This is a genomic window from Micromonospora sp. NPDC049374 (assembly GCF_040677165.1).
In the GTDB taxonomy this organism is placed as follows: domain Bacteria; phylum Actinomycetota; class Actinomycetes; order Mycobacteriales; family Micromonosporaceae; genus Micromonospora.
Window position 1 is genome coordinate 296,302 of sequence record NZ_JBFAQH010000005.1, and the last position, 23,456, is coordinate 319,757.

At 72.4% G+C, this 23,456-nt stretch carries 19 protein-coding genes; 8 read left to right on the forward strand and 11 right to left on the reverse strand.

What is annotated here, in order from left to right:
- Nucleotides 1-12: 12 nt before the first annotated feature.
- Nucleotides 13-2,361, reverse strand: a complete 2,349-nt coding sequence (locus AB0J93_RS11615; RefSeq protein WP_363920743.1) for a TIM-barrel domain-containing protein — start codon at nt 2,359-2,361, stop codon at nt 13-15.
- A 164-nt stretch (nt 2,362-2,525) separates the two neighbouring features.
- Here AB0J93_RS11615 and AB0J93_RS11620 point away from each other — a divergent pair, with 164 nt between their 5' ends.
- Together AB0J93_RS11620 and AB0J93_RS11625 are read left to right on the forward strand one after the other, a co-directional pair.
- Nucleotides 2,526-4,556: a beta-galactosidase gene (locus AB0J93_RS11620; RefSeq protein ID WP_363920745.1), complete on the forward strand. Its 2,031-nt coding sequence runs from the start codon at nt 2,526-2,528 to the stop codon at nt 4,554-4,556.
- Nucleotides 4,557-4,712: 156 nt separating this feature from the next.
- On the forward strand, nt 4,713-5,894 hold the full coding sequence (locus AB0J93_RS11625; RefSeq protein WP_363920747.1) for a phosphotransferase: 1,182 nt from the start codon (nt 4,713-4,715) through the stop codon (nt 5,892-5,894).
- 45 nt (nt 5,895-5,939) lie between these two features.
- Here AB0J93_RS11625 and AB0J93_RS11630 read toward each other — a convergent pair whose 3' ends face one another.
- Complete coding sequence (locus AB0J93_RS11630) at nt 5,940-6,590, reverse strand: LysE family translocator (protein ID WP_363920749.1); 651 nt, start codon at nt 6,588-6,590, stop codon at nt 5,940-5,942.
- 128 nt (nt 6,591-6,718) lie between these two features.
- Between AB0J93_RS11630 and AB0J93_RS11635 the strand changes: the two genes are divergently transcribed.
- Entirely contained in the window at nt 6,719-7,177 is a 459-nt protein-coding gene (locus AB0J93_RS11635) for a DUF1992 domain-containing protein (protein WP_363920915.1), read from the forward strand.
- Between the two features lie 113 nt (nt 7,178-7,290).
- Here the strand turns inward: AB0J93_RS11635 and AB0J93_RS11640 are convergent, their stop codons facing one another.
- Both AB0J93_RS11640 and AB0J93_RS11645 read right to left on the reverse strand, forming a co-directional pair.
- Entirely contained in the window at nt 7,291-7,494 is a 204-nt protein-coding gene (locus tag AB0J93_RS11640) for a cold-shock protein (protein ID WP_099845825.1), read from the reverse strand.
- Nucleotides 7,495-7,805: 311 nt separating this feature from the next.
- Nucleotides 7,806-8,129 (reverse strand): MerR family transcriptional regulator, encoded by a 324-nt coding sequence (locus AB0J93_RS11645; RefSeq protein WP_363920752.1) that lies wholly within the window; start codon nt 8,127-8,129, stop codon nt 7,806-7,808.
- A gap of 915 nt (nt 8,130-9,044) precedes the next feature.
- Between AB0J93_RS11645 and AB0J93_RS11650 the strand changes: the two genes are divergently transcribed.
- Nucleotides 9,045-9,782: a VOC family protein gene (locus tag AB0J93_RS11650; protein ID WP_363920754.1), complete on the forward strand. Its 738-nt coding sequence runs from the start codon at nt 9,045-9,047 to the stop codon at nt 9,780-9,782.
- A 246-nt stretch (nt 9,783-10,028) separates the two neighbouring features.
- On the forward strand, nt 10,029-10,589 hold the full coding sequence (locus AB0J93_RS11655; protein WP_363920756.1) for a DUF1062 domain-containing protein: 561 nt from the start codon (nt 10,029-10,031) through the stop codon (nt 10,587-10,589).
- A gap of 104 nt (nt 10,590-10,693) precedes the next feature.
- Here the strand turns inward: AB0J93_RS11655 and AB0J93_RS11660 are convergent, their stop codons facing one another.
- Nucleotides 10,694-11,161 carry an HNH endonuclease gene (locus AB0J93_RS11660; RefSeq protein WP_363920758.1) on the reverse strand — a complete coding sequence of 156 codons (468 nt, stop codon included), beginning with the start codon at nt 11,159-11,161 and terminating at the stop codon, nt 10,694-10,696.
- 114 nt (nt 11,162-11,275) lie between these two features.
- On the opposite strand from AB0J93_RS11660, the gene AB0J93_RS11665 reads away from it, so the two are divergent.
- Nucleotides 11,276-12,274: a tyrosine-type recombinase/integrase gene (locus AB0J93_RS11665; protein WP_363920760.1), complete on the forward strand. Its 999-nt coding sequence runs from the start codon at nt 11,276-11,278 to the stop codon at nt 12,272-12,274.
- An 8-nt stretch (nt 12,275-12,282) separates the two neighbouring features.
- Here AB0J93_RS11665 and AB0J93_RS11670 read toward each other — a convergent pair whose 3' ends face one another.
- A complete protein-coding gene (locus AB0J93_RS11670) occupies nt 12,283-13,065 on the reverse strand; it encodes an FkbM family methyltransferase (protein WP_363920762.1) in 783 nt (260 codons plus the stop codon).
- Between the two features lie 55 nt (nt 13,066-13,120).
- Complete coding sequence (locus tag AB0J93_RS11675) at nt 13,121-14,653, reverse strand: glycosyltransferase family 39 protein (RefSeq protein WP_363920764.1); 1,533 nt, start codon at nt 14,651-14,653, stop codon at nt 13,121-13,123.
- A gap of 149 nt (nt 14,654-14,802) precedes the next feature.
- Here AB0J93_RS11675 and AB0J93_RS11680 point away from each other — a divergent pair, with 149 nt between their 5' ends.
- Nucleotides 14,803-15,228: an Hsp20/alpha crystallin family protein gene (locus AB0J93_RS11680; protein WP_363920766.1), complete on the forward strand. Its 426-nt coding sequence runs from the start codon at nt 14,803-14,805 to the stop codon at nt 15,226-15,228.
- Between the two features lie 99 nt (nt 15,229-15,327).
- On the forward strand, nt 15,328-15,786 hold the full coding sequence (locus tag AB0J93_RS11685; RefSeq protein WP_363920768.1) for a hypothetical protein: 459 nt from the start codon (nt 15,328-15,330) through the stop codon (nt 15,784-15,786).
- Between the two features lie 22 nt (nt 15,787-15,808).
- Here AB0J93_RS11685 and AB0J93_RS11690 read toward each other — a convergent pair whose 3' ends face one another.
- From AB0J93_RS11690 to AB0J93_RS11705, 4 genes are read right to left on the reverse strand one after another with little or no spacing between them, the layout of a single operon-like run.
- On the reverse strand, nt 15,809-16,510 hold the full coding sequence (locus tag AB0J93_RS11690; RefSeq protein WP_363920770.1) for an ABC transporter ATP-binding protein: 702 nt from the start codon (nt 16,508-16,510) through the stop codon (nt 15,809-15,811).
- Nucleotides 16,507-17,475: an ABC transporter ATP-binding protein gene (locus tag AB0J93_RS11695; protein WP_363920772.1), complete on the reverse strand. Its 969-nt coding sequence runs from the start codon at nt 17,473-17,475 to the stop codon at nt 16,507-16,509. The genes AB0J93_RS11690 and AB0J93_RS11695 overlap by 4 nt, the downstream gene beginning before the upstream one ends.
- Entirely contained in the window at nt 17,472-20,159 is a 2,688-nt protein-coding gene (locus tag AB0J93_RS11700; RefSeq protein ID WP_363920774.1) for an ABC transporter permease, read from the reverse strand. The genes AB0J93_RS11695 and AB0J93_RS11700 overlap by 4 nt, the downstream gene beginning before the upstream one ends.
- Nucleotides 20,156-23,359, reverse strand: a complete 3,204-nt coding sequence (locus AB0J93_RS11705) for an ABC transporter permease (protein ID WP_363920776.1) — start codon at nt 23,357-23,359, stop codon at nt 20,156-20,158. The genes AB0J93_RS11700 and AB0J93_RS11705 overlap by 4 nt, the downstream gene beginning before the upstream one ends.
- Nucleotides 23,360-23,456: the final 97 nt, after the last annotated feature.

The following is a 23,456-nucleotide window of genomic DNA, read 5'->3' on the forward strand; positions in this document are numbered from 1 at the left end:
CGCGCGGAACGGTCAGCCCTCCTCGGGGAAGAGCCCCGCGAAGGGCACGACGGTCACCGCCGCACCGTTGAGCAGTGACCGGGCCGGTCGGTCGGCGTCGCCGACCCCCGCGAGCGCCAGCTGCCCCACCAGCAGCGGCCCCCGGGTCCGGATCCGCAACTCGTCGCCGTCGCGGACCGCCTCAATGATTGTGTCTCCGTCCACGTCGTGCACGACGGTGCGTCCGTCCACGGCGCCCCAGCAGACCAGGGTGACGTCCCGGAAGGGCCCGTCGCCGACCGTGGCCCCCGCCGCGACCAGCGGCAACAGCGTGCCCCGGCGTACGTACAACGGCATCCGGGACAGCGGCACCCGAACCCGCAGATGCCGGCCACCCGGATGCAGTTCGCCGGTGGTGGCGTCGAACCAGTCCTCGCCGACGGGCAGGTAGACGTCCCGTACCCCGGCCGCGTCGGTGACCGGCGCGACCAGCAGGTCCGTCCCGAGGCGGTACTGCAGGTCCGTCGTCCAGGCCGTCGGATCCTGCGGGGTGTCGACAAGCAGGGCCCGCATCATCGGTACGCCGGTGCGGGCCGCCTGGACGGCCGCCGACCAGAGGTACGGCATCAACCGGTAGCGCAGCCGCAACGCGGCCACCGCGAGTCGTTCCGCCTCGGCCGGGAACTCCCACGGCAGCCGGCTGGTGGTGCCGTGCAGCCGCACCAACGGCGACAGCGCGCCGAACTGCGACCAGCGTACGTACAGGTCGGGTTCGGGGGTGCCGTGGAAGCCGCCGGTGTCGTGGCTCCAGAACGGCACCCCCGACAGGCCGTGCGACAGGCCCCCGCGCAGCGTGCTGGCCAGTGCCGGCCAGGTGGCGTTGACGTCGCCGCTCCACTGCGCGCTGTGCCGCTGCCCGCCCAGGTACGACGAGCGTGCCCACACCGCCCGGTGACCGGCCACCTCCTCGGTGACATCGGCGACCACGTCGTTGAACAGCAGGGCGTACACGTTGTGCAGGTCGACGCCGCTCATCCCGTTGTGGGCCACCGCGTCGGCGGGCACCCCCTCGGCGAAGTCGGTCTTGAACACCGCCACGCCCTGTCGCAGCAAAGGCCGGAGCAGCCCGGTGAACCAGTCGACCGCCGCCGGGTTGGTCAGGTCCACGATGGCCGAGGCCGGGTAGCTGCCGTGCCACACGTCGGCGACGTACGTGCTGCCGTCAGGTCGACGCAGGAAGTATCCGGCCGCGTCGGCCTCGGCGTAGAGCGGACTGGCCGTCATCAGGTAGGGGTTCATCCAGAGGCAGACCCGGAAGCCCTGCTCGGACAGGGTCCGCAGCATCCCGGCCGGGTCGGGAAACACCTCGGTGTCCCACCGCAGGTCCGACCAGTTGCCGGCGACCTGCCAGTAGCAGTCCAGGTGCAGCACGTCGCAGGGGATGTCGCGCTCGCGCAGGCGGCGGGCCCGCTCCAGCACCCGTTCCTGGCTGTCGGGGTAGAAGCCCGAGGAGACCCAGGTGCCGAAGGCCCAGCGCGGCGGCAGGTACGGCTGCCCGGTCAACTGGTGCAACCGGTCGAGCACCTCGGCGGGGGTCGGTCCGGCCAGCACGTAGTAGTCGAGCAGGTCGTCGGGGACCAGGATCTGCACCGCGCTGTGGGTGGACTGGCAGACGTCGAACTGCACCGGCAGCCCGCTGTCGACAAGCACCCCGTAGCCCCGGTTGGACAGGTAGAACGGCACGTTCTTGTGCGCCCGGTCGGACTCGCTGCCGAAGGCGTCGAAGTTCCACATCAGCGCCCGCTGGCCGCGTTTGTCCAGTGGGGTGAACTTCTCGCCGAAGCCGACGAACCGCTCGTCGCCGGGGGCGACGAAGCTCTCGTGCCAGGCGACGCGGACCCCGTCGGTGGTGGAGTGTCCGAACGGGAGGGTGCGTTGCCGGCCGCTGATGTCGACAGTGCCCGGATCCTGCTCCAGCAGCAGCGAGCCGTCGGGGCGCAGGAACCGGATCTGCCACGGGTCGAGCCGGATCTCGGCGATCAGCGCGCCGGCGTCGATCCGTACCTGCCGGTCGTCGACGGTGACGGTGGCCGGGTGTACACGGGGGTGCACAAGCGGCATCAGCCGGGCCGAGCGGCTGCGCGCCTGGGGATCCTCGGCGAGCCGTACCCGGATCATTCCGTCGCCGGCCGCGTCGACGCGTACCACCGCCGTCACCCCGTCGGCCAGCACCGCCTTGACGGTGGCTCCGTGTGCGTCGGCGCCGGCGAGCTCGGCCCGGCTCACCATGGCCGGGCCGCCCTCACCGGGGGTGCGCACCGGTAGGTCGGGCGGGTCGGCGACGAAGGTCTCGTAGGGCACCAACGGCGGTCGGTACGGCATCAGCTCTCCTCGGCAGCGGTCGGGGCGGTGCCGACAGTTTCTTTAACTATCCAACGAACTGTCAACGACGATGGTAAATATGATCCGGCGTCTACCTGTTGACATGGGCAGTGATGATCCATAGTTTGGATGCATCCTCAACTAAACGCGGGCTGGTGATGGTGATGTGGACCGACGGCCCGCTCTGCTACGGCGGCGACTACAACCCGGAGCAGTGGCCGGCGCAGGTCTGGTCCGAGGACGTCGCGCTGATGCGCCAGGCCGGGGTCAACCTCGTCACCGTGGGGGTGTTCGCCTGGTCCCGGCTCGAACCGGCACCCGGCCGGTACACCTTCGACTGGCTCGATCAGGTGCTCGACCTGCTGCACGCCGGTGGCGTACGGGTCGCCCTGGCCACCCCCACCGCCTCGCCACCACCCTGGTTCTCCCTGGCCCACCCCGGCGCGCTGCCCGTCACCGCCGACGGGATCCGGCTGCACCACGGCAGCCGGGACACCTACTGCGCCGCCACCCCCGCCTACCGCGAGGCCGCGCTGCGCATCACCGCCGCCCTGGCCGACCGGTACGCCGACCACCCGGCGCTGGCCGGCTGGCACGTGCACAACGAGTACGGCACCACCTGCCACTGCGAGCATGTCGCCCGCGCCTTCCGGTGCTGGCTGGCCGCCCGCCACGGTGACCTGGCCGCCCTCAACGACGCCTGGGTCACCAGCTTCTGGAGCCAGCACTACTCCGACTGGGCGCAGATCAGCTCCCCCCGGGCCACCCAGTACCTGCCCAACCCCGGACAACTGCTCGACTTCCGTCGCTTCTGGTCGGACACCCTGCTCGCCGCGTACACCGAGCAACGCGACCTGCTGCGGGCCGCGAACCCGGCGCTCACCATCACCACCAACTACGTGCTCGGTGACTGGGTGCCGGTCGACCACGCCCGCTGGGCCACCGAGGTCGACCTGGTCGCCGTCGACCACTACCCGTCCGCCGTCGACGGCGGCGCCGAGGAACAGACCGCGCTCGCCGCCGACCTGGCCCGTGGCTGGGCCCGGCACGCCGCCGCCCGCCGGCACCCCACCCCACCGTCGGCCGGCACCACCGTGCCCGCCGCCACCTGGCTGCTGATGGAGAGCGCGCCCAACCAGATCCACACCGCCGGACGGATGCACACCAAGGAACCGGGGCGGATGCTGCGGCACAGCCTCGCCCATGTGGCCCGCGGCTCCCACGGCGCGATGTTCTTCCAGTGGCGGGCACCGGTCGGTGGCGCTGAACGTTTCCACTCCGCCCTGGTGCCGCACGCCGGCCCGGACAGCCGGGTGTTCCGGGAAACCGTCGCACTCGGTGCCGCGCTGCGGCAGCTCAGCGAGGTCCGGGGCGGCGTCGAGGCAGCGGTGGCGCTCGTCGTCGACGCGGCCAGCGGCTGGGCGCTGCGCCACCCGGGCCTGCCGTCGGCCCTGCCGGACCACCACGACGAACTCGCCGCCGTGCACCGGGCTCTGTGGCGCAGCGGGTACGCCTGCGACACCGTCACCCCGGGCGACCCGCTCGACGGCTACCGGATGCTCGTCCTGCCCGCCGTCTACCTGATCGCCGAGGCCACCGCCGACTGGCTGCGCGGCTACCTGCACACCGGCGGCCACCTGCTGGTCACCTACCTCAGCGGTGTCGCCGACGAACACGCCCGGGTACGCCTCGGCGGCTACCCCGGCGCGCTCCGGGAGCTGCTGGGCGCGTACGCCGAGGAGTTCCACCCCCTGGCCGCGGACGACCAGGTCCTTCTTGACAGCGACGGCACCGGGCGGATCTGGGCCGAGACGCTGCGCCTGACCGGCGCCGACACCGTCGTCTCCTACGTCGGGGGCGTACTCGACGCGATGCCCGCCGTCACCCGGCACCGGGTCGGCGCCGGCACCGCCTGGTACCTGTCCACCCGCCCCGACGACACCACCTACCGGCGGCTGCTCGACACTGCCGCCCGGGCGGCCGGCGTCACCACCGTCTGCCCCGACGCACCCGAGGGCGTCGAGGCGGTACGCCGCCGCGACGGCGAGGCGAGCTGGCTTTTCCTGCTCAACCACACCGACCACGAGCAACGCGTACCCGCACGCGGGGTGGAGTTGCTCACCGCGACGCCGATCGAACAGGCGATCACCCTGGCACCCGGCGGTGTCGCGGTGCTCCGCGAACACAAGGGTTGATCCGTCGGCCGGAGCTGGCTAATCTCGCACCAGCGCGTCGGGAACGCGCCGAGACTCGCCGGTAGGCTTGAAGCCACCCCTCACACCACCCGTCGAGCGACGGACACCGAAGCTCATTTCCGCCCGTGCGAGTCCGGGCGAGGAGTGAGGTGCCGTGTGAAGAACCTGCCCGACAACCCCAGCCTCGACCACCTGCGTCAGCAGGCCAAGAACCTGCTCGCCGGCCTACGCGACATCGACCCGGCAGCGACGCTGACCACCGCTCAGGCGCGGCTGGCCGAGCAGTACGGCTTTCCCACCTGGACAGCCCTGAAGGCCGAGGTCGCCCGGATGCGGGGCCGGGCCGAGACCGCGCAGGTGTCCCTGGCGCGCGAGATCGCCGCCTGCTACGGCCTCGGTGACGTCGTCGGCGAGATGCGCACCCTCGCCCGCGCCGACGACATGGGGCGTCGCTGGTCGCTGGTGACGGACCGGGGCCGCTGGGCGGTGCGGACGATGGACACCTGGTGGCCCATCGTCGACGCCGAGACCGACGTGGCGTTGCAGCAGGCCGCCGCGGCCGCCGGCATCCTGCTGCCCGCGCCGGTACGCAGCCGCGCGGGTCGGATCGTGGAGACCATCGGTGGGCACCGCTGGCGGGTCTACGAAGGGCTGCACTCCGGACCGCCACTGCTGGCCCCGGCCCGTTCGTCGGTCACCGGTGCGGTCGGCGGGGTACTCGCCACGATCCACGGGCTCGGCCTGCCGGTGGATCGGGTCAGCCCGTGGCACGGCACCCGGCTGGTCACCGCGAGCTGGTCCGAACTCGCCGCCGGCGCTGCGGCCCGCCAGACCAGCTGGGCTGCGGCGCTCGGTGCCGCGGTGGCCACCCTGACGGAGCTCGACGGCATCGGTGGCGACACCGAGACGCCGCAACCTGTGCTCTGCCACAACACCCTGGGGCCGGCGAGCACCCGGCTGGCCACGAACGGTCGCCTCGTCGTCGTCGGCTGGGAACATGCCGGCGGTCAACCGCCGAGCTGGGAGCTGGCCAACGCACTGCTGGACTGGGCCGTGGTCCCCGGTGGGGCGGTCAACGTGGCCGGTGCACGCGCGTTGCTCGACGGGTACCGCGCGACGGCGGGCACCCTGCCGCCGCTGGACCTGGCCGCGTTCCGTGGCGCGGTCACCAGCCTCGCCAACTACGTCTCCGGGCAGGTGAGCGCCGCCCTGGAGGCACGCGACGACGAGGAGCGGCGGTACGCCGACCGCAGCGTCGCGCATCTACTGTCGCACCTGCCCACCCGCGCGGTCCTGGAACGACTGCTGGACGTGGCCACCGGGGCGGTACGCCGCTGACTTCGACCGGACGGCTCAGCCGGTGGCGGTGCGGAAGGGTCCGGCTCAGCCGGTGGCGACGGCGGCGCGGGAACGGTCGGCGGCGATCCGCACCGCCATCGCCGCCAGCACCGTGCCCATCAGCATCCGCTGTACGCGCAGCCACAGCGGTCGCCGGCTGAGGAAACCAGCGATGCCACCGGCGGTGAGCACGATCAGCGTGTTCACGGTCAGCGCCACGGCGATCTGGGTCAGCCCCAGCAGCAGGCTCTGCCCGGCGACGTTGCCCCGCGCCGGGTCGATGAACTGCGGCAACAGCGACACGTACAGGATGGCGATCTTCGGGTTGAGCAGGTTCGTGACCAGCCCCATGGTGAACAGCCGGCGGGCCGGATCCGGTGGCAGCGGCGCCGGGTTGAACGGCGACTGCCCGCCGGGGCGCAACGCCTGCCACGCCAACCAGAGCAGGTACGCCGCGCCGGCCAGCTTGACCGCCGTGTACAGCGCCGGCACCAGCACGAACACGGTGGCGATGCCGGCGACCGCCGCACCCAGGTAGACCGCGAACCCGGCGGCGACCCCGAGCAGCGAGATCAACCCGGCCCGTCGGCCCTGGGTCACCGACCGCGACACCAGGTAGACCATGTTCGGCCCCGGGGTCAGCACCATCCCCAAGGCGACCAGTGCGATGCCGACAATTCCCGCCGTACCGACCATCCCGTGACCCCCGTCCCACCTTATGCCTGAGCCTAGGGCACCGGGAAATGCCGGTTGGGCCCGTGACGCTGCGCCATCGCGAGACGGTGGTCACGTTACGGTTGTCCGGGGAGGTGGCGAGGGTGGAGATGCGTTGGGAAGCGTCGGTGGAGGCGCAGATCCGGGCGGCGCAGGAGCGCGGCGAGTTCGACAATCTGCCCGGTGCGGGCAAGCCGATCGCCGGCCGGGGCCTGCCCTACGACGAGTCCTGGTGGATCAAGAGTTTCCTGGAGCGCGAACAGCTGCCGACGAACCTGTTGCTGCCCGCTCCGCTGCTGCTGCGTCGCCGCATCGAGCAACTGCCCGACGAGGTCCGGGATCTGCTCACCGAGCAGGCCGTGCGGGCGGTCGTGGCCGAGCTGAACGCGGAGGTGCTGGCCTGGCTGCGTAACCCGTCCGGCCCCCGGATCGCGGTACGTCCGGCCGACGCCGACGCGGTGGTACGGCGGTGGCAGGACGAGCGGCGGAACGCGGTCCCGCCCGCACCCGCCGCGGCACCGTCGGTGCCGCGCCGGCGCTCCTGGTTCCGCCGCCGCGGCACCGCGTGACGGGCCGGCGTGAGCCATGAGCGGACGGGAGTGACCGGCCTGTCGGTGACGTGGCACGGAAATGCCGAACGGCGGCCCGCTGAACCAGTCGGGCCGCCGTTCGCAGAATGGGATCAGAGCGGCCGGATGTTCTCCGCCTGCGGGCCCTTCTGGCCCTGGGTGATGTCGAACTCCACCCGCTGGTTCTCGTCGAGGCTGCGGAATCCGCTCGACGAGATCGCGGAGAAGTGGGCGAAGACATCGGCGCCGCCGCCGTCCTGGGCGATGAAGCCGAAGCCCTTGTCGGCGTTGAACCACTTCACGGTACCTGTAGCCATGTCTGCTCCTTCGCAGGCTGGTGGAGACCGCGGTGTGCGGACTCGTACGCCGCCGCGTTGATCGCCCGCGCCGAACCGACACGACAAACGAAAAAGCGCCGGACAGGTTTCAGATAACCCATCAGGCGCCGGAAACGTCTACGGAAATCAAAACTGCAACAGAAAAGACACTAGCACAGGCGACCCCGTAGCAGCCCCGATGTCCTGGCTGTATCCCTGGTCTCAGCGGCGCGGTACCCCGGCGTCCGCAGGTTCTTCGGGACACGACAGACGGTCCCTCCCGTAGTGGGGAAGGACCGTGCGGCGTGGAGTCAGGCAGCGCCCGGCTGCGGGCGGCACTTGTGGTCCCGGTTGTGCTGGAGGGCTTCTTCGAGCTGGTCTTCGAGAATGATGATCCGGCAGGCGGCTTCGAGAGCGGTGCCGTGGTCGACCATCTCCCGGGCTCGCGCGGCCAGGCGCAGCTGGTAGCGGGAGTAGCGGCGGTGTCCGCCGGCGGAGCGGAACGGGATGATCAGCTTGGCCTCGTCGAGGCGGCGCAGGAAGTCCTGCGAGGCGCCCACGATCTCGGCGGCACGGCCCATGGTGTAGGCGGGGTAGTCGTCGTCGTGAGCATGTCGTCCGGTTGGGCCATACATTCCTCGTCATGAACGAGGGCCCCGGCGCAGAACGCGCCGGGGCCCAGGGTTGCGGGTTGAATACACCATCTACCGACAGGATCGTCGGGTTCTCGTGTCCGCACCGTGCCGCTACGGGCATGCGGTGCGAGGATCGCATAAGCGTGACCGGAGACCACCTCACGTTCGATGGGGCAACGGCGCCCACCGCAGAACTGGCACTACGTCCTGACGGCGGGCGATCCAACGGCGTCCAGCCCTCCCTTTCCTCTTCTTCCACTGCCTGCGGTGCTGTTCGCCGATGTCGGAGCCTCACGCGACTTCATGGCCCCGCACACGTGCGGCGGATCCTTGCTGGTCAGGCGGAGCCCCGAACCTGTGTCGGCTCCCCCTGCGGTTGCCCTGACCTGGAGTTACGTCAAGGTCTTGTCGTGCACTTGCCGTGTTGCGTGCGGTGCTGTGGTGCCACCGCAGTTGCCGAGCGAGCCGCGAGAATAGGGCTCCGGTCAACCAGCGGGCCAGGTAGGGCAGCAGCGCCGAGCCGGTCATTCGGCGGCGGGGCCGGCGGGTACCCGCTCGCGCCGCGGCCGTGGTCGCTGATCGGGCAGATCAGGGTGCGCTCCGACAGGCTCGGGTCGAGCCGGCCGTGGCGCCGCCGTGGCGCACCGCGCTGGTGACCATCTCGTGGACGGCCGCGACGAAGTCCGAAGCGCTGCGCCGGGGCATCCGGTTGGGTTGGCCGAGCGGCTGGCCGCCGACGACAGGCACCCACCGTCTCGCGCATTATCGGATTATCGGTTACGGCAATTCAATAACTAGACTTCCATAACCGGACATAACGTATGCACATCATAATGACTGTTAATGTGCGTAAGCGGTTGCCCTGGTGTACGCGGGTCGTTCACCAGCCGATCCGGCCGGGCATAGGGTGGCGGCATGGCGCTGCGGCTTGTTCAGGTGAACTTCAAGGCTCGGGACGAGGTGGCCCTCGGCCAATTCTGGGCGGACGCCCTCGGCTGGGGTGTCGCCAGCGAGGAGCCCGGGGTCACAAACGTCGAGCCTCTGGGATTCACCTGGCCGGATCCAACCGCCGTCTGCGTCGACGTCGTCGTCGTGCCGGATCCGGAGACGGTGCGGTACCGCGTGCACCTCGACCTCGCCACCACCTCCGCAGCCCATCAGGCGGAGTTGGTCGGCCGCCTGATGGATCTCGGTGCGACGCGCGTGGACGTGGGTCAGGGCGATGTCCCGTGGACGGTGCTGGCCGACCCGGAGGGCAACGTGTTCTGTGTGTTGGAGCCTCGGGAGATCTACCGGGACACCGGGCCGATAGCCGCGGTGGTGGTCGACTGCGCGGATCCGCGTGCCATGGCCCGCTTCTGGAGTGCGGCGACGGACTGGGCCCTGCACGAGGTGAGCGATGACCATGCACGGCTGCGTTCGGCCAAGGGGGTCGGGCCGTACCTGCTGTTCCGTCGCACACCCGGGGCGAGGACCTGGTGGAGCCGGGCCCACCTCGACCTCAAGCCGTATGCCGGTGATGATCAGGCGGCGGAGGTGGCCCGGCTGGAGGCGCTCGGCGCGACCGTCGTCGACGTCGGCCAGGGCGACGTGTCGTGGAGGTGCCTCGCCGACCCCGAGGGGAACGAGTTCTGCGTCCTCGCCCCGGGCTGACGCCGGCTCGCACCGACCGGCGAAACCGGTTGAGTCCCGCTTTGTGGTTCCCGTAGGTTGCCTGCGACCCGTGGCCGTGAGGCAGAGGACAAAACCGCGTGACCCCGCCTGCTCTGTAGACCTGACATCTTCCGCTCACCGGTAGCCGACGCTCCCGTCGGCTCTGCCGGGCTGCCCTTGTGCGCCCGGTCGTACCGCGCTTGAGGCCGCGCTCAATCGGCCTCGTGTCAGGTCTCTGGAGCAATCGTGTCTACACAACCTCATATCGTGCTGCCCTGGGTCGTCCGTCGGACCAGGCTGCCGCTGCTGTTGCGGCGGTGCGTGGACTGCGGGTCGGAGTCGGCCACCACCGGCGAGGGCAGGTTCCGCGTCAACGCCAACGGCAAGCTGCTGGACGTGTGGCTGCTGGTCCGCTGCGTGTCCTGTGACCGGACGAGCAAGCTCACCGTGCACGAACGCACCCCGGTCAGATCCTTCGATCCGGCCGAGTTACGCGGTTACCGTCTCAACGATCCGTCGCTGGTGGCGTCCCGACTGTTGGATCCGCTGCTGGCCCACCGCAACCGCTTCGCCCTCGACTGGACGGGGGCGTGGCGGTTGGACACCCCGTCGGAGTGGCTCGACGGGACGTGGCCGGTCCAGGTGGCGGTCGTCTTCGCCGATCCGGTACCGGTGCGTCCGGAACGACTCATCGCGCACGGGCTCGGCCTCAGCCGGGGCGAGGTACTGCGCCGGATCAAGTGCGACATTCCGTTGCGCCGTCCGAGGAGTACCGGGTTCACCTTCACCGTGATGGCCGGGGACTGATCGGGGCGGCCGGGTGGTTCCCTGCGGCCCGCCCGGCCACGGAACCACGCCGATGCCGCACGCGCCCCCGCCCCCGCCACCGCAAGCGGCCGGGGCGGGGGCGGTCAGGAGGACGTCCGACCGTACGCCGCACGGGCCTGCGCCACCTCTGCCGCCTGGCGTTCCCGCCAGCGTTGCTGCGCCAGCCGGTTGCACGTGCGGCAGACCCGGCGCAGGCGACCCGTCGCCGGCTCGGTCTCCCGCTCGTGCCCGTTGCGGCAGCGTGGCCGCTGGGTCCGTGCCCGGCAGTTGTCCGCGTGGCTGAGCTGGCGCAGGTGGGTCGGCTCGATGCAGTCCGGCACTCCGCAGTCGTGGTGGACTTCGAGGGTGGGGTCGTAGCCACCGACGAAGACCACGTACGCGGCGATGTGTGCCCACGCCCGGCCCGCGAGCTTCTGGTGCACGCCGCGCCGGCTGCCGTAGCCGCGCACGATGAGGCATCCGGTGTCGGACCGCACCGACCGACCCATCAGGTACGCCCGGAGGGTGTCCTCGGTGAAGTGTCGGGACAGACCGTTGACCTGAGACAGCACCGGGTCAGCGTAGGGGCCGGGTACGACCCGGTGTCCCCGCGTACCGGGCAGCCGATCATGATGTGTCGGCGCGCCTGATCGTCAACCCACAGCAGGGCTGAGAGCATTTTTCACATGCGTCCGCACGACACTTCGGTGCAGTACCGCCCGTCGGCCTATCCGGCCCTGCCCGACGGGCCGATGGCCGTCACCGACGCATGGTTGCGTAACCGGCGGTTGAGTGAGCACACCCGCGATGCGTACCGCCGGGACGTCGCCGGTTGGCTGGCCTGGTGCGCCGCCCGGCAACTGGACCCGCTGCGCGCGAACTTCCTGCACGTCAACGAGTACGGGCGGGCACTGGAGAACAGCGTCTCCGCCCGGACCGGCCGCCCGCTGACCCCGGCGACGGTGGCTCGGAAGCTGTCCGCGCTGTCGAGCTGGTACGACTTCCTGATCAAACTGCGGGCGGTGGAACTCAACCCGGTGGCCGGAGCCGACCGACCACGGGTCGACCGGGACCATTCGGCCACTGTCGGACTGGCCCCCGACGAGGTGGACGCGCTGCTCGCGGCGGCCGAGGCCGAAACCGGGCCGACCGCTGCCCGCAACCGGGCCGCCGTCGCGCTGCTCGCCGATCTGGGACTGCGGGTGGGGGAGTTGGTCTCGCTCAACCTGGATGACCTGGGCGCCGAGCGGGGACACCGCAGCGTGCGCTTCGTTGGCAAGGGCGGCCGGTCGCGCCGCCGGGCGTTGACTCCGGGCACGGCGTACGCCGTCGACGCGTACCTGGCCGAGCGGGCCGCCGCGCGGCGGGTGGAGGTGGCGGAGTTGACCGGCCCGTTGCTGGTCACCGCCAGCGGCGCCCGCCTCGACCGGCACTCGGTGTTCCGGTTGGTCCGGCGGCTCGCCCGCAGCGCCGGGATCGCCGCGTGGGCGCGGCTGTCACCGCACTCGCTGCGACACGCCTTCGCCACCACCGCACGGTCCGAGGGGGTGCCGCTGGAGGACGTGCAGGACGCGATGGGCCATGCCGATCCGCGTACCACCCGCCGTTACGACCGGGACCGGCACAACCTGGACCGGGATCCCGCGTACGCCATCTGGGCGGCCCGGGCCCGCCGCCGCGGCTGACCGGCGGATCAACCGCGCGTCGTGCGGACGCAGTACACGTCGCCGGAGTTGGCCTCGTGTGGCAGCGCGAGCAGGTGCGCGGCCATCTCCTTGGCATCGACCCAGCGCCCGAGGGTCAGCGACTTGTCGTCGCCGAGCGCCACGTCGAATCCGTCGAAACCGAGCACGGCGAGCCGGTCCAGGCACCGCAGCGCGACGGCCCGTCCGATCGTGGTGAACTCGAACGACAGGGCCGGCAGGGGACGGCTCAGCCCGGCGAGCACGGCGTCCTCGAAGCCCTCCACGTCGATCTTGACGAAGGTCGGCGTGCCGTGCTCGGCGATCATCGTGTCGACGGTGGTCACCGGTACCTCGATCTGACCGTCCCAGACCTGGTCCTCCCAGCCGCCCGCGCCCGCGGCGGCCGTGACGAAGTCGGTGGAGGCGGTGGAGACGGTGGGGTTGGCCGAGTTGACCAGGAAGCCGATCCGGCCGGGTTGGGCCCCGCAGGCCGCCTCGATCAGCGTGACCTGGTCGTCGTCGGCGTAGATGGCACGCAACGCCCGCAGGCACAGGGGTTGCGGTTCGACGGCGATGACCCGGGCACCCAGCCGGCGGAAGCTGCCGATGTGGTCTCCCACGTGCGAACCGATGTCGAAGACCAGGTCACCGGGGCGGACGAAGCGGGCGTAGAACGCGTCCATCGCCGCGTCCCGGTCGGGGTTGCCGTAGTAGACCTCCAACGACCGGCGCAGTGCGGCGGTGCGCGGGTCGGTCTTGAGCGCCTCGACCGCGGCGGAGTGGGTACCCATCGCAGCACCTTAACCCGCCCGATCTGCTTGCCGTGGCGGTCCGCGCCGCGGCCGGTCACCCCCGGTGACGTACCTCGGTGTCCCAGATGTCGGCCCATGGACGCCGTAGCCCACGGCACAACCAGATCGGTCCGCCGTTCTCGTCGTTGTCCACCGTCACCCCCAGGTCCACCCGCCCGGCGAGGGTGACGTCGGTGAACCAGGACCGCAACCGGTCCGGCCGCGACCACCCGACGGCGATCACCACGTCGGTGCCGTCCGGCGGCCGACCGAAGTCGACCATGCTGTTGTGCCCGGAGTACGCGGCGGGCAACCCGCGCTGCGCACCGAAGCGGGCCACCGCGCCCGCCTCGCCGTAGTTGCCCGTGAGGATGACCGCCCGGGCCTGCTCCTGCGCCGGCAGGGTGCGGTACACGGCGGCCAGCGAGTCGGTGAACGCCGGCCAGCCGATGGTCTCCCCGGCGTCGTAGTTGACCGCCACGACGAAGCCGGGCAGCCGGTCGGCCGGCAGGACCGGCAGCAACAGCACCGCGTTACTGGCGGCGGTGAGGACGACAGCCGCCGCCAGCAGGGCGCGGCGTACCCGACTGCGCGCTGCCCAGCCGGCGGCGACGACCGCTCCGGCGGCGGTGAGTACCAGCAGCAGCGGGGCGTCGTAGTAGCCCTTGCCGCCGACGAACAGCACGATGCCGGTCACCACGAGCCAGGCCCAGCCGAGCGCCCGGTAGGTGTGCCAGCCGGACCGGCGCAACAGCACCACCAGCCCGGTCACCCAGATCGGCACCACGAACGGACTGATGATCACGAAGTGCAGCAGCAGGGCGTCGACCCGGCCACTGTAGGAACTGTCCCCGCCGGAGATCGTCGCGGCGACTCCCAGCTGCGGAAAACCGTGGACCGCCTGCCAGGTCAGGCTCGCGGCGGCGAGCAGCCCGAACAGCGCGGTGGCGGCCAGCACCCAACGGTCGCGTAGTAGCCGGCGAGGCCCGGCCAGCGCCAGCCCGGCCACCAACCCCACGGCGAGCAACGCGGGCAGCAGCTTGTTGAACATGCCGACGCCCAGCACCAACGCGACGGGGAGGGCCCACCGGCCGTCCCCGGTGCTCAGCAGTCGCACCGTGCACAGCGCGGCGGCCAACCAGACCACCAGGTCGACGGTGCTGGTGCTGAGCAGATGGCCGGTGGCCAGCACGATCCCCGACGTGGCACCGAGCAGGGCGGCGAACGTCTGTGCGCTCCGGTCCGCACCGAACTGCCGGGCGGTCGCGGCGACCAGCAGCACCGCGCCGCCGGCCAGCAGCGCCGACGGCGTCCGCAGGGCGAGCAGGCTGCCGGGGGCGACCGTGTCGGCGAGTCGGGCCAGCGCCGGCACCAACGGCCCCTGGTCGACGTACCCCCAGTCGAGATGCCTGCCGGCGAGCAGGAAGTACAGCTCGTCGCGGTGGTAGCCGTAGCGTGGGGCCAGTGCCAGCAGGACCAGGGTTACCGTCGCGGCGACCAGCCACGGCCCGGTGGTCCGGGGACCGGGATCGGGGGCCGGCGGCTGCTGTGTCGCACCGGTTCGGACCCGCGGCGTCGCCGTTGTCACGGTGACATTGTCGCCCGTGCCCGCCAGGTCGGTAGGGCACGACCGGCCGACTTGACGACACGCGTGCGGGCGCGCTAATAAGGAAGCGGAAGTTGAGTCGTACAGACTCAACTAAGGACCTTCGGCCAGGAGAACCGAGGAGGTACCCGATGTTGATGCGCACCGACCCGTTCCGTGAGATCGACCGGCTCGCCGAGCAGTTCTTCGGCAGCACCAGCCGCCCGGCCGTCATGCACATGGACGCCTACCGCGACGGCGACCACTTCTACGCCGCCTTCGACCTGCCCGGAGTCGACCCGGAGAGCATCGAATGCACCGTGCAGCGCAACGTGCTGACCGTCCGCGCCGAACGTCGCCGCCCCGCCGGTGACAACGTCGAACTGGTCGCCGCCGAGCGTCCGATGGGCGTCTTCAACCGCCAGCTCTTCCTCGGCGACACCCTCGACACCGACAAGCTCGAAGCCGGCTACGACAACGGCGTGTTGACGCTGCGGATCCCGGTGGCCGAGCGGGCCAAGCCCCGCCGGGTCACCATCAGCGCGACCGGCAACGGCCGCAAGGAGATCAAGGCCTGAGCACCGACCTATCCCGGCGTGGCCGGACGGGACGCGGTCCCGTGCGGCCACGCCCACTTTCCGCCCGCCGCGGCGGCCGATTCTCTACCGTCGAGTGGTGTGGGGGCTGCGCAGCCGTGGAGCAGACCGGCCCGGCGACGCCATCCGATGCGGACCGGCCTCGCCGTCGCCGGAGCGGGGGTGGCGCTGTGCTGCGTCGGGGTCGCCGGTCTGGGTGCCTGGAACCTGCAACTGGTCACCCAGGCCGCCGCCCCGGTCCGGGAGACCGCCGAGGGGTTCCTGCGCGAGGTCACCGCGGGCGACACCGGCAGCGCGTACGAGCGGCTCTGCGCCGACGCGCGCACCCGGTGGAGCGAAATCGGCTTCACCAGCTGGGTACGCACCCCGCCGGTGGTGCGCGACTACGAGATCGTGGACGTGTCCGTGGCCACCCGCGGCGGCCGACCACACGGCAAGGTCACCGTACTGCTGACCCGCGACAGCGGCAGCACCGAACAGCGGGACCTGTCGGTGGTGCGGGAAGACGGCGGATGGCGGGTCTGCGGCGACCCGTACTGACCGGGCACCCCGTCCAGCGCGGTCACACCCGGGCCGGCTCGGCCGCCTCGACCAGCCGACCGTCGCGCAGCACCAGCACCCGGTCGGCCAACTCCACAAGCGTCGGGTCGTGCGTGGCGACCAGCGCGGTCATGCCCCGGGCATGCACCAGCGCCCGCAGCAGGTCCATCACCGCCCGGCCGGTCTCCGAGTCCAACTGGCCGGTCGGCTCGTCGGCGATCAGCAGCGCCGGATCGTTGGCCAACGCCCGGGCGATCGCCACCCGCTGCTGCTGCCCACCGGACATCTCGTACGGCCGCTGCGCCGCGTGACCACCCAACCCGACCAGTTCCAGCAGCACCGACACCCGCTCTTCACGTTGCGCGGCCGGTACCTTCGCCAGCCGCATCGGCACCCCCACGTTCTCCGCCGCGGACAGGATCGGAATCAGCCCGAAGGACTGGAACACGAAACCGATGGTGTCCCGACGCAACCGCAGCAGCTCCTTCTCGCTGGCCGCGGTGACCTCCTGGCCGGCCACCCACACCCGCCCCGAGGTGGGCCGGTCCAGCCCACCGATCAGGTTCAGCAGGGTGGTCTTGCCCGCCCCGGAACGACCCCGTACCGCGACCAGCTCACCGCGGCCGGCGCGCAACGAGACGTCCCGCACCGCGTGGACCACCCGGTCACCACCGCCGTAGTCGCGGCTGAGCCCGTCGACCCGGATCAGATCCTGCTCGCTCACCGCGCGCTCCTCTCGTCGCCGGAACGGACCTGCACGTGGTCCGGCTCCAGGGTCAACCGCACCCGGTCCCGCAGCGCCAATGCGTCGACGAAACCCGCCGGAAGCTGCATCCGCCCGGCCCGGTCCAACACCGCGTACTCCTCGGTCACCAACTCCTCGACGCCGTCGGCCCCGATCCGCGCGGTGCGGTGCACCTCCGAGGCGGTACGGCCGTCGCGGATCGACACGGTACGTCGCACCTGCGAGGCGACCTGCGGGTCATGGGTCACCACCACCACGGTCACCCCCAGTTCGGCATTGATGGTGCGCAGCGCGGCGAAAACCTCACCGGCCGTCGCCTCGTCCAGCTCACCGGTCGGCTCGTCGGCGAAGAGCACCTCCGGGTCGTTGGCCACCGCCACCGCGACGGCGCAGCGCTGCTGCTCGCCGCCGCTCATCTGCCCCGGTCGACGGTCCGCGCAGTAGCCGACGCCGACCATCTCCAGCAGTTCCGCCGCCCGCCGCCGAGCGGCCCGGCCACCCCGGCGCGCCAGCCGCATCGGCAGCTCCACGTTCTCCCGCGCGGTCAGGTACGGCAGCAGGTTGCGTGCGGTCTGCTGCCACACGAACCCGACAGTGTGCCGCCGGTACCGCAACCGCTTGGCGGCCGACATGGTCAGCAGGTCGTAACCGGCCACCCGGGCGATCCCCGCGGTCGGCGTGTCCAGCCCGGACAGGATGTTCAACACCGTCGACTTGCCGGAACCCGACGCGCCCACGATGGCCAGCAGCTCACCACGGTCCACGACCAGGTCGAGGCCCTGCAACGCGACGACCTCCACCCCCTCGCTGGTGAAGATGCGCACCAGCCCGTCGCAGACGATGTGCCCGCGCAGGCGATCCGTGCCACCGGCCCGTGCGGCGGCCCGCTCCGCCGCACGCCGTTGCAACGTCGCCAGGTCCGGAACCTCCGACACCACCGTCACGGGTTCTCCTCTCCTAGACGCAGCACCTCACCGAGGCGCATCCGTCGGTTCCACAGGTTCTCCACCGCCAGCCCGGTCACCAGCCCCAGCACCACCAGCCCCAACACCGAGGCCAGGACCAGCGGATCCAGGTGATCGCGGACTGGCACGCCGGGCACGAAGGCGGACAGCCCGAGGGTCGGCCCCAGGATCCGGGGCAGGGCCACCCCCACCGCCGCCCCGGTCAACGCCGCGACCAGGACCAACGGCACCAGCTCGTACACCAGCAGCCGCCGGCCACGGCCGACGGACAGGCCCAGGGTGCGCAACCGGGACAGCATCCGCCCCCGCCCCGCCGCGTCGGCCACCACCGAGAACCCGACGGCGAGCACCGCCAGCGCGGTGCCCCCGACCGCGCCGGCGGTGAACGCCAGGGTCAGTACGTCGTTGGCTCCGGTCCGGTCCAGGTCCGCGCGGTACGCCCGCCAGGTGTCCAGGGCCGCCGGCATCTGCGTACGCGTCACCGCCGCACCGAGCACCGCCGACTGCCGCCGCCGCTGCGCGTCGTCGGCCACCCCCAACAACTGCGCCTCATCGATGTCGTCACCGGCGACCAGATACCGGTTCGGGATGATCGGCGTGTACTCGTACTCGGGCAGCGCCTGCCACGGCAGCACCACGAACCGCTCGGTGCCCAACCCCACGCCCGGGAAGGCGTCGGTCACCTCGGCGACGCGGAACTCGTACAACCGGCCCTGCACGTCGACGGCGGCCCGGTCACCGATTTCCGTGGCCACCTCCGACGACACCACCGCCGGCACCGGCCCGTCACCCCGGGCGGCAGCCCGCAGGGCGGCCGGCACGTCCACCTCGACACCGCTGTGCGCCACCACCTCCGCGAAGGCCGGGCCGTCCACCACCAGCACCCGGGCCGTGCCGATCTGCCGCGACGGCAACCCCGCGTCCGGCACCAGCCGGCGATTCGAGTCCACCCACACCCGGGCCACCGCCGTCACCCCGGACACCCCGGTCAACGCGTCCCCGGCGTCGGGGGAGAAGGTGTACCCGGTCAGCCAGGCGTCCGCCGGCACCGTCAACGTGGCCGCCCGGTCCCGGGCCGCCGCGACGGTGGTGGTGACCACCCCGCCGAAGACCCCGGTGCTGACCGCGACGATAAGCACCGCCAACGGCCCCAACGCCACCGGCGCACCCCGTCCGGCGCGGGCGACACCGAGGAACAGCACCGCGCCCCGGGCCCGCGCGGCCAGCCGACCGGCCGCCCGCAGCGGCCACGGCAACAGCCGCACCGCCACCAGCGCCGCGGCGACCGCGACCAGCACCGGCACCGAAGTGAGGTACGCGTCGACACCGGCACCCGGATCGAGACCACGGCGGCGCAGCAACACCACCCCGAGCACGGCCAGCAGCAGCACGGCCGCCTCGACGGTCAGCCGCCGGGCCGACGGGCGTCGCCACGCGGCATCGGCGCGTCCGGTCACCACCGCGACCCGCCGCTGCGAGTGCATCGCCAACACCGGCACCACGGCGGTGGTGAGCACCGCCAGCGCCAGCACCAACCACGGAAACGCCCCGTCGCGACCCGGCACCCGGCTGCCGACGAACCAACCGACAAGCACCGCCAGCGGCTGCACCGGCGCGGACTCGGCCAGGGTACGCAGCCCGATGGCGGTCAGGGCGGCGCCCCGGGCCCGCAGCAACGCGAACTCGTCACGTCGCCGCAGCACCGTCAACCGTGCCGCCAGCACGATCAACCCGAGCAGGCTGGCGACCAGTCCCGCCTGCACCACCGCGAGCAGGGCCTGCACGGCGCGCAACTGACCGGCGAACCGCGACAGCGCGCCGTCAAACGACGTCTGCACGGTCGCCTGCGAACTCCACGACATGCGGCGGGCCTCGGCCACCGCCGCCGTCACCGACTCCAGCGTCTGCGCGTGCAGCCGCCGCTCGTCGAGGCGATACCGCCAACCGCTGATTGCGGGGACACCACTGCCGGCGGAGACGACGTCCACCCCGACCCAGTCGGTCACCCCCGCCACGACGTACGGCTCACCGTCCAGCACCGGGATCACCGGCTCCAGGGCGTAGCCCAGGTCGTCCCAGACCGGGTCACCCGCGTCGCGCGGCTCGAACACCCCGACGATGTGCGCGTCGGCCTGACCATCGCGCCCGGCGAACCGCAGCCGCTGACCGGCACGCAACGACAGCGTCTCGGCCACCGACCCCGACACCACCACCTCCGCCGGACCGCCCGGGCGGGTGCGGGGCCAGCGACCCGCGGTCAGCTCGGCCGCCTCCACGACGTCGGTCTGGGCGCGCAGCCCGAACATCTTCCGGGCGCCGCCGTCCATCGGCGGCTCGTCGCCGACGGCGAACAGTTGCTCCTCATCCAGCGACGCCGCGTACCACCGCCGGTGCACCAGGTCCGGCAGCGGCGCCGGCAGCTCGGCGGCGTAACGGTCCAGGTCGGCCTGCCCATCGGCGACGGGCGCGGGCCGCTGCCCGGCGAGTGACACGTCACGAACCAGGTGCGGCAGCCGGGCCACGTCCGCGCGCAACCCCCGATCGGCGTACTCCCCGGTCAGTCGGGGCGCAGCGGTCAGCAGCAGTGCCGCCACCAACCCCAGCACCGCCAGCAGCCCCACCTGCCCGCCGTACGCCCTGATCCGCCTCAGGTTCACTCTCACTGGTCCTCCCCGGTGCGCAGGTGCGCGGCGGTGAGCCGGCGTCGGACGCGTACCGACACCGCGGCGCTGAACGCCAGGGCCAACGCCAGCAGTCCGACGGCGGTACCCAGCACCGGTGGCCAGTCGACGTTCAGCAGCGGCGGGGGATCGGGGCGGTCCGCCGACGGGGTCAGGATGACCAGCGGGGCCATCGTCGCCGCCACACCGATGCCCACGGCCAACCCCACCAGCACACCCATGCCGGCGAGGAACGACTGCTCGGCCAGCAGCGACCGGGCCACCAGCCGGTGACCCGCGCCGAGGGTGTGCAGCACCGCCAGTTCCCTGGCCCGGCGCCGTGCCGTGGCGCTGACGTCCACGGCCACCCCCACCGCGGCCAGCAGCACCGCGGCGAGGGCGGCGACGAACAGCGCACCACGGGCACCCACCCCGAACGGGTCGCGAGCCAGCTCGTCGGCGACGTCCTGGCGATCCAGGACGGTCAGGTCATCGAGCGCGGCGGCGGCCCCGGCGACCTGTGCCGCCGCACCGGTCCGGGCGGCGACCCACCACTCCTGGGGCGCGCGGACGATGCCACGCTCGTGGAACAGTCGGGTACGCAGCGACGGCAGATCGACAAGCAACGCGGCGTCCTCGACGTCACCGGGCAGCGCCGCGACCCGGTCCACCAGGACGACGTCGACCTCGGCACCACCCAGGAACAGCCGGGTCTGCGCACCGACGCCGACGTGCAGCATGTCCAGTGCCGCACCGGTGGCGACCACCGGCACCCGGACCGTACCGGTCGGACGGGTGACGGCCAGCTGCACCGGGGTGTTCCGGGCGAACCAGCCCGCCGGTATGTCACGTTCGTAGCGACCGGCCAGGGTGGTGCCGGAAACCCTCGACGCGGTGGCCGTGCCGGCGCGGTCGACCAGCTGCCACGGTCCGTCCGCGGCCAGGTCCACCGGTGTGCCGGTGGTGGAGTCCGGGCTGGCCCGCAGGTTCGACAACCGCCAGTCGAGGCTCAGCCGTGGGCCGCCGAGGGTCTCGGCGGTGAAGCCGGCAAGCCGCCACGGCCCGTCGCCGGCCGGCAGCTCGACGGAGAACCGCAGCGGCTCACCACCCCGGCCGGTGGAACCCAGGGCCACCCGGCGGTGTTCGCCCCGGGTGTCGCTGAGCACCACCTCGTGGCGGATGCGCAGGCCGTCGTCGACGTCGCCCCGGGTGCGCAGCTGGCCGGTCAGCCGCCGGGTGCCCACCGGCAACACCGTCTCCGGTGCCTGCACCCGCGCGTCCGCGAGGCCACCGAGCAGCCGGTCGGTGGATCCGCCGGCCAGGTCGGACCGCAGCCGCAGCACCTCGTCCGCGGCACCGGCGTCGACCGCCACCATGGTGGCCGGTTCGGCGCCGGCACCGAGCCGCACCGGCTCCCGCCAGGCCGGCAGGACCGCCCGGGTCCCCGGCAGGGTGGCGAGCTGGTCGGCGCGGCCGTCGGGGGCGGCACCGGTGGCCTCGGTCAACCGCAGGTCGGCACCGACCCGGTGGGCGGCCTGGTCGTCGAGGGAACGTTGCGACGTCCCGGCGAGCGACCAGGCCAGGGTGCCGACCGCCACGGCGAGGGCGAGCAGCAGCACCGGACCGGCGTGCGGACGCCGGCCCGCCTGCCAGGTGCCGAGCATGACGCCGGTCCACGGCCGGCGGTCCACCCAGCGTTCCGTCAGCCGCACCAGCGGCGGCAGCAGCCGCAGCGCGAGCACCGCCCCGGCCAGCACACCGAGCGTCGGCGCGGCCGCCAGCAGCGGATCGACGCCCAGCTCACCGCCGCGCGCCCGGGACAGCGGGGACGAGTACCTGCTCAGCTGGTACCAGCTGAGCAGGGCCAGGCCGACGAGCACGACGTCCAACCCGGCCCGCTGCACCATGCCCCGCCGGCTCGGGCGGGAGCGGCTGGCCAGGTCGGCGACGTAACTGTCGCCCCGGCGCAGACTCGGGCCGATCATCGCCGCCGCGCAGCCGGCTGCCGCGAGCCCGGCCACCAGCCACACCGTCGGGTCGGCCCACAGGTCGGACCGTAGCGAGACGGCGGCGAGTCCGGGCAGCCGGTCGGCCAGCCCCAGCAGCTCCACGACGAGCGGTGGGGCCAGGACCACGGCCGGCAGGACGACCAGCGCGGCCTCCCGGGCGGTCAGCCCGGCCAGCTGCCAGCGGGCGGCGCCCCGGGCCCGCAGCAGCGCGGTCTCACCCCGCCGGTGCTCGGTGAGCAGGATCGCCACGAGCAGCAGCGCGTACCCGCCGAGCACCACCACCAGCAGCATCGGGGTCACCAGGGCGGACCGGCCGACGAGGGTGGCCTGTCGCAGCCGGTGCACCAGGTCCACCAGGTCACCGGTGACCACCGCCGAATCGCCGAGGCCGGCCTGCGCCGAGCTGCTCGTGGTGATCCGGGTGGCTGCCTCGGCCAGCCGGTCCAGGGCGGTCGGGTCGACCCCGGCCAGATCCGGCTCGACCAGCCAGCCGGCGGAGGCGTTGGCCAGGAAGTGGGTGACGAAGTCGTCCCGGGACACCGTCATCGGCCCGTAGGTGGCCGCCTGCGGCAGCGAACCGGTCGCCGTCTCCGGCGCCAGCCGCCAGTACGCGGCATCCGGATCGACGGGGGTGAACACGCCCGTCACGACGACCTCGGTGACCTGCCCGCTGAGCCCGTCGGTGATCGGGATGCGGTCGCCGACGCCCACCCGCAACGTCGTCGCCGCCACCTCGGCGATCGCGGTCTGCACCGGATCGGCCCCGGTCTGCGGCCACGCCCCCGAGGTCAACCGGGCCTGCGCGGGCAGATCGTCGAGGAACATCACCGACGCGTAGGTGGCCCCGCTACGGTCGGCGACGGCGTCACCGGTGTCGCCGCGCAGTTGTCGACCGGCCGCGTACCCGGCGGTGCTCACCCGGGCCGGCAGGCCGGCCAGGTCGGCGGCGACCCGCTCCCGCAACGCGCCGTCACGGTCCCGCAGCACCGCATCGGTGCGTCCGGCGGAAGCGCGTACCAGGATCGAGCGTTCCTCGGCGGTGGCCGCCGCCAGCACGTTGCGGGTGCCGGAGTCGACGACGTCCCGGTTGTACGCGGCCAGGCCGGTGAGCGCGACGGTGGCCACCAGCGCCGCCCCGACGGCGGCCAGCAGCAGGCCCTTCGTGGCCCGGGCACGCCGCAACGCGAACCTCATGTGTCCTTTACCCCCGCCGGTTCGCGGGCCGGTGCGGCCCCCTGGATGCTCCCGTCATGCACCAGAAGGGGCCGGGTCCCGGGAAAGGTTCGCAGCG

Bases quoted from the DNA above. Each gene is read 5' to 3' on its own strand.
- AB0J93_RS11615 (WP_363920743.1), bottom strand. From the start codon at position 2,361: ATGCCGTACCGACCGCCGTTGGTGCCCTACGAGACCTTCGTCGCCGAC.
- AB0J93_RS11620 (WP_363920745.1), top strand. From the start codon at position 2,526: ATGTGGACCGACGGCCCGCTCTGCTACGGCGGCGACTACAACCCGGAG.
- AB0J93_RS11630 (WP_363920749.1), bottom strand. From the start codon at position 6,590: ATGGTCGGTACGGCGGGAATTGTCGGCATCGCACTGGTCGCCTTGGGG.
- AB0J93_RS11635 (WP_363920915.1), top strand. From the start codon at position 6,719: ATGCGTTGGGAAGCGTCGGTGGAGGCGCAGATCCGGGCGGCGCAGGAG.
- AB0J93_RS11640 (WP_099845825.1), bottom strand. From the start codon at position 7,494: ATGGCTACAGGTACCGTGAAGTGGTTCAACGCCGACAAGGGCTTCGGC.
- AB0J93_RS11645 (WP_363920752.1), bottom strand. From the start codon at position 8,129: ATGTATGGCCCAACCGGACGACATGCTCACGACGACGACTACCCCGCC.
- AB0J93_RS11650 (WP_363920754.1), top strand. From the start codon at position 9,045: ATGGCGCTGCGGCTTGTTCAGGTGAACTTCAAGGCTCGGGACGAGGTG.
- AB0J93_RS11665 (WP_363920760.1), top strand. From the start codon at position 11,276: ATGCGTCCGCACGACACTTCGGTGCAGTACCGCCCGTCGGCCTATCCG.
- AB0J93_RS11670 (WP_363920762.1), bottom strand. From the start codon at position 13,065: ATGGGTACCCACTCCGCCGCGGTCGAGGCGCTCAAGACCGACCCGCGC.
- AB0J93_RS11680 (WP_363920766.1), top strand. From the start codon at position 14,803: ATGTTGATGCGCACCGACCCGTTCCGTGAGATCGACCGGCTCGCCGAG.
- AB0J93_RS11705 (WP_363920776.1), bottom strand. From the start codon at position 23,359: ATGAGGTTCGCGTTGCGGCGTGCCCGGGCCACGAAGGGCCTGCTGCTG.